Origin of the sequence: Thiorhodococcus mannitoliphagus, from assembly GCF_010915725.1 — a bacterium.
GTDB lineage: Bacteria > Pseudomonadota > Gammaproteobacteria > Chromatiales > Chromatiaceae > Thiorhodococcus > Thiorhodococcus mannitoliphagus.
On sequence record NZ_JAAIJR010000202.1, the window covers coordinates 1 to 6,335 of the forward strand.

Here is a 6,335-nt window from a genome sequence, read left to right on the forward strand (position 1 = left end):
GAGTTGTTCAATAGATTGAAATATAAATGGTTTATGGAAAATGAATAACGTTGGCTATTCTTAGCCTGACGGCTATGCCCCTAGCCCCCCTTTGCGAAAGGGGGGAAGTTGTTGATGAGCACTTTCTAAGGCCGCCCCCTGATCACAAAAAAAGACCCGCTTTACAGCGGGTCGGGTTTGTCTTCATTTGTCATCCAGGCCGCCTCTAGTACGCTGAGCGCCGCTCGTTTGAGGCCAGCGCGCTGCGAAACGACGCTTTTCGTCCCGGGCGCAATTGAGAGGGGATCAACTCGAGGCGATCACACCTCCAGCTGGAGTCGCACCTTCTTCATCGCGTTCTTCTCGATTTGACGAATCCGCTCTGCGGAGACGCCAAACTGTCCTGCCAGCTCATGCAGCGTCTGCTTCTTCTCGGATAGCCAGCGCTCACAGAGGATCGTCTTACTGCGCTCATCGAGGCCCTGCAGCGCAGCGTAGAGACGCTGCTTTTGGTAGCGATCGGTGTCCTCGTGCTCAAGCACACGCGCAGGCTCCATGCTGGTGTCTGGAAGGTAGGTCGAGGGAGCACTCGGCGCGTCGTCATCGTCGTCTTCGAGACCGTCGAAGGACAAGTCCTGATTGGCGAGACGCGACTCCATCTGCAGCACGGTTTCCGGCTTGACCCCGAGATCGGCCGCGACGGCATCTACCTCGCTCTTGGTGAACCACCCAAGGCGTTTCTTCGAGCTGCGGAGGTTGAAAAACAGCTTGCGTTGAGCCTTGGTGGTCGCGACCTTGACGATGCGCCAATTGCGTAGGATGTATTCGTGAATCTCCGCACGAATCCAATGGACGGCGAAGGACACGAGACGCACGCCCATGTCCGGCTCGAAGCGACGGACGGCCTTCATCAGCCCGACCGTACCCTCTTGAATGAGATCGGGCAGCGGCAAGCCGTAGCCGAGATAGCCACGAGCGATTCTAATCACGAACCTGAGGTGCGAGGTCACCAGGCGGCGCGCTGCTTCTTGATCACCCTGATCGCGAAGCTGAACCGCCAGCGATTTTTCTTCCTCTGGGGTTAGCACAGGGATCTGGTAGGCGCTGCTGATGTAAGCCTCGATCGTACCGGTCGGCATCATGAAGTCTTTGGCCATAATCAAATACCTGAGTCTCGTTGTTTGGATTAAAATCCTAGCATTACGGTCTGTTATTTACCAGCGCTTATGACGAGGTTTTTGGAGTTCCTCCCTCGCCCTAAGTTTCACCTGACTCTAGGCGAGAAACCAGGTTTGTACAATGCTATTTGGCGCGATATGAAGATCGTATGTTTCGATCAGCGCGATAGATAAGAATTATTAAAACAAAATAATCTTTATTTTCAATATTTTATAAGAAAACACCCTTTGATCCCTCAGTGTCGATCCAAGCCTCAGCGAAAGCAGGACGCACAGATCCGCCGTCACATCACGGTTCAAAACATGGACATGAAGGCAAGAGGCAAAGGATCCTCGACAGAATCCACAGTAAGAAATCTAGGATATTTGTCAGGAAAGGGAAATTCTGTAACGGATCACGGCGGGATCGCACACAGCGCAGGCCGCCATGTGACGCGACGAGAAACAGATAGCGCAAGCTTCAAACAGGCACGTGGCGAGCGGATGTGTACCAGGCATGGACGGCGTCGCGACCACGCAGACACCTCTTGTCACGTCGTCAGGCGAAGCCTCTCGCTTGCACAAGGGCGTCGTAGTCGGCATCGAAGCCGGCGGATAGAAACAGCGTGCGTAATGGCGACTCGGTTACCGGAATCCCATCGATCATTTGGATCTGCAGCCGCTTGCGCCCGATTCTCGGCAGCTGATGTAGCGCGGCAGCCGCAAGCTTCAGGTCAGCGCCGCGCTCCGCCTCGGGGCAGGCGAAGCTGGTCAGCTGTTTTCCGCCAGCAGCGAGATAAAGCGTCGGCCGCCCGGCAACGAGGACAAGGTAGGCACCATGGGTTCGCTTGGGCGCTTGGCCCGCGGGGCTCTGCGGCCAAGGCAACAAGGCACCAAAGGGGTTCGCGGGATCCGCGGCAGCCAGAACCGAAACAGCATCTTGTCCGTAGCCGTCGAGCGGTCGATCATCGTCCCGCGCGGCCCGCAATCGATCAACCGCACCGGCCAATCCAAACTGAGCCCCCGATAGACCTTCGACGAAGTAGCCGCGGCGCACGGCGCCAGACTCCTCCATCTGTTTGAGCACCTGGTACAGAGGTCCGAAACCGCCGGCCAGTCCTTCGGCGCTAACCGCTTCGCGACTCACCACGCCATAGCGCTCAAGCAGCATGCGGGCTCGCGCGAGGCTGCGCTCGGTGTCGGAGCAAGGATTCAGGAGATCGACAACCAAGGACCAACGCCCACCGGCCAAAGCCGCGGCCGCACCGCGCTGGCGTTTCGATGGTCCGGCGTTGAGCGCACGCAAGGGTGCGAAGGTATCGTTGGTCATCAACCCAGACCACACCAGATCCCAGAGGCTCGAGGTGATGGTGTCCTGCGCCTTGAAACCGGCCAGTTCCAAGGCTTGCATTAGCTCCGACAGAAAGCTGGCACCGCGCCTTTCAAGGTGACGCAAGATGACATCCTGAGCCGATTCCTGTTCGACTTCGTTGCGCTTCTGCCCGAGTTCTGACGGGTCAAGCAACTGCCCGATCGCCTCTCGGCGATAGACGGCGATTCGACCATCCCGAGGACCGGCTGCCCCGCAACCGACCCAAACGACTTGGCCCATGGCGGCAAGCATGTCGAACTCTTCGGGCCGAAATCCAGTGACTCTCGCGGGCAGGATCTTCTGATTCAGCAAAGACCAGGACAGCGTCAGCCCTTCCAGCGGCAGCAATGCATGCAACAAGGCCTCCGAGCCCTTGCGCCCTTCTCCGACACCCTGCCAAGCTGGCAGAAAGCGGCCCAAGGCCGAGTGATCCACAGGCGTCACGGCGTCGCGCGCCTTCGCCAGCGTCCGCCGCCGGATCTGCCGCATGACCTCTTGGTCGCACCACTCGGGCGTGCTGCCGAAAGGACGGATTTCTCCGTGCACCAGATCGCCTCTTAGCTCAAGGAGGCGGAGGACGGGCTCGACATGCCCAGTCCGCAGGCCAAAGCGACGCGCCGCCTCCTCGGCAGCAAAAGGCCCTCTGGTCCGGGCATAGCGGCGCAAGAGCTGCTCCAAGGCATCCGGGCCTCCTTCCAAGAAGGCATCCGGCAGCCCCGGGGGCGGCACGCAGCCAGCGGCGTCGCGATAGAGGGCTGCGTCCTCCGCCGCGATCCAACGCTCCTCGCCAGCCAGTCTGACCGAGATCACTCGGCGCTGCTCCGTCAGCACCCTAAGCCATAGCTCAAGGTCGCCCTCGCAGCGGTCCATCAATGCTGCCGTCGTCAGATCGCCGACCCGTCGCAAGAGGTCGTGCAGCTCGTCGGCGTCTCGTGCCTGACGGCCTGACGCACGGTGCTGGAGTTCGTCTTCAATCTGCTCTAGGACTTCGGGATCGATGAGGTCCCTGAGTTCCGCCTGCCCCAGCAGCTCGGCCAAGAGGTTGCGGTCCAAGGCGAGCGCCTGTGCACGCCTCTCGGCGATCGGCGCGTCCTGCTCATAGATGTAGGCGGCGACATAGGCGAAAACCAAGGAGCGCGCAAAGGGCGACGCATGACGCGTCTCCACCTCATGGATCCGAATCGACCTTGAGGCGATGCCGCGCAGCACGGTCTCGAGGCCGGCGAGATCAAAGATGTCACTCAGCGCCTGACGATAGGTCTCGAGCACCACTGGAAATGAAGGGTATCGCTGCACCGCTGCGAGCAGGCTCTGCGCCTTGAGCCGCTGCGCCCATAACGGCCGCCGCCCTTTGGCAGAGCGTCGGGGCATCAACAGGGCGCGCGCGGCATTCTCACGGAACAAAGAGGCGAATAACGCAGTATTCGCCAGCTGGTGCGTCACCCGCTCCTCAAGCTCCTCGACCGGCGGCAGGAGGTCGGACAACTCGGGCAGTGCCTCGCCGTCGGCGATGCGCAAGACGATCCCGTCATCCGTATACATCACCTGGATCTCAAAGCCCTCGCGGCGCTCGAGCAGCCATTGGATCGCCATTGCCCAGGGGGCGTGAATCCGGGAGCCGAAGGGGCTGAGGATGCAGATACGCCAGTCGCCGAGTTCGTCTCTGAAGCGCTCCACGACGATGACGCGGTCGCTTGGGACCTCCCCTGTCGCCCGACGCTGCGCCTCGATATAGGCGCCAAGATTCGCGGCGGCCATCTCATCGAGCGGCGCCTGGGTCATGATCCAAGCTTGCGCCTTCGCACCACGCAGCTTGGACAGCCCGCGACAGAAAGCGCCGATAGCGTGTCCCAACTCCAGCGGGCGGCCCGGCCCCTCGCCTCGCCAGAACGGAAGTCGCCCCGGTTCGCCAGGCGCCGGTGACACCGCGACGCGATCTCGGGTGATCTGCTCGACCCGCCAGGTAGAAGACCCGAGCAAGATGCAATCGCCCGCCTTGGTCTCGAACACCATCTCTTCGTCGAGTTCGCCGATCCGCGGGCCCTCAGCGCCGAGATGCACTGCGTAGTTGCCCCGATCAGGAATGGTGCCGCCATTCAAGCGCGTTACCATGGACGCACCCTTTCGCGGGCTCAAGAGGTTCTTGGTACGGTCCCAGCTGAGGAGAGGCTTGATATCTGCGAAGTCAGTCGACGGGAATCGCCCGGACAGCATGTCGAGAACGGCTTCCAATGCCGCGCGTGAGATGTCCAGATAGGGACCCGCACGAGTGATCAGAGCATGGATCTCTTCGACGGAGCGCTCGCCTTCGCAGCAATAAGCGGTCACCTGCTGGGCCAGGACATCAAGGACATTACGCGGCATCCGAGCCGACTCGAGTTCGCCGCGCAGCATCCGTCCAGCAATGACGGCACACTCCAGCAAATCGCCGCGAAACTTCGGGTAGATGCGGCCATTGCTCACCTCACCGACACCATGGCCGGCACGTCCAACACGCTGCAGACCGCGCGCGACCGAGCCCGGCGACTCGACCAGGAGCACTTGGTCAACGCCACCCATGTCGATGCCCATCTCCAAAGAGCTGGTCGCAACAATGGCCTTGATCGTCCCGCGCTTCAGCCCGTCCTCGATCTGGGCACGCTGCTCGTGACTGACACTGCCATGATGCGCGAGCGCGATCTCTTCACCGCCGTCATCCCCTTGCGCAATCTCATTCAAACGGTGACACAGGCGCTCGCAGAGTCCGCGACTGTTGACGAAGATGATGGTCGAGCGATGCCGCTCGATCTCGCGCAGCAGCGCAGGATAGATCGCCGACCACATGCCTCGGTCCTCGGAGACACTTTCCAGGGGGCGACGGTAAAGCTCTCCGAGAATGGGGCCGCTGGAGGGCTCCTGCTTTCGAGCCACCGGTGGATTTTCCATGTCCGCAACGGGGACCTTGATCTGGAGATCGAGTCTTGGCGGCCCACCACAGTCTAGAACCTCGACCTTGCGCCGCCCTCCAAGGAAACGTGCGGCTTCATCAAGCGGCCGAATCGTCGCGGACAAACCGATGCGCTGCGGATCCTGATCACAATGAGCGCTCAGGCGCTCCAAGGATAAAGCCAGGTGCACGCCCCGCTTCGTCGACGCGAGCGCGTGAACCTCATCGACAATGACTGTGGTCACGGATCTCAGGTTATCCGCAGCGCGGGAGCCGAGCAGGAGGTACAAGGATTCCGGCGTCGTCACCAAAATCTCAGGCGGATCCTTCAGCTGGCGGAGCCGCTCCTTCGATGAGGTATCACCTGTCCGAATACCGACCCGCGGCATCGGCAGGCTTTGGTCCGTCGCTTCGTGAAAGCGGGCGATCCCAGCGAGCGGTGCTCGCAGATTGCGCTCGATGTCGTAGACCAGCGCCTTGAGCGGCGAGATATAGAGAACCCGAGTACCAGGGGCGCCAGGCACGGACGCCACGGCTTGGCCTTTGTCCTGAGACGGGCACGATGTCGGAACCATCAACCGATCGATGGCAAAAAGAAAGGCGGCCAGCGTCTTGCCGCTGCCCGTCGGCGCTGTGATCAGGACATGACCACCTGACGCGATGAGTGGCCATCCGAGTTGCTGGGCTGCGGTTGGCCCATCGAAGTTCTGGGAGAACCATTGGAGGGTTGGCGCGCTGAATGCGTCCATCAGGGGAGCGTTGAGGCGGCGCTGGGGGTATTTGGAGCAGTTATATGGCTCCTGAATCGGCGCTGGGGCGAATGTTTTTCCTTGCGCAAAGAAAAACCCCCGTCACCTGATTTGGGTAGCGGGGGTTTTAGGGATAAGGCCCTGGCGGTGAC

General features: G+C 60.9%; 2 protein-coding genes. Both read right to left on the reverse strand.

Annotation, left to right across the window (positions count from 1 at the left end):
- Positions 1 to 299: 299 nt before the first annotated feature.
- Positions 300 to 1,136, reverse strand: coding sequence for an RNA polymerase sigma factor RpoH (rpoH, locus tag G3480_RS24560; protein ID WP_164656863.1), 837 nt, complete (start codon positions 1,134 to 1,136; stop codon positions 300 to 302).
- Positions 1,137 to 1,695: 559 nt separating this feature from the next.
- Complete coding sequence (locus tag G3480_RS24565; RefSeq protein WP_164656864.1) at positions 1,696 to 6,183, reverse strand: Lhr family helicase; 4,488 nt, start codon at positions 6,181 to 6,183, stop codon at positions 1,696 to 1,698.
- Positions 6,184 to 6,335: the final 152 nt, after the last annotated feature.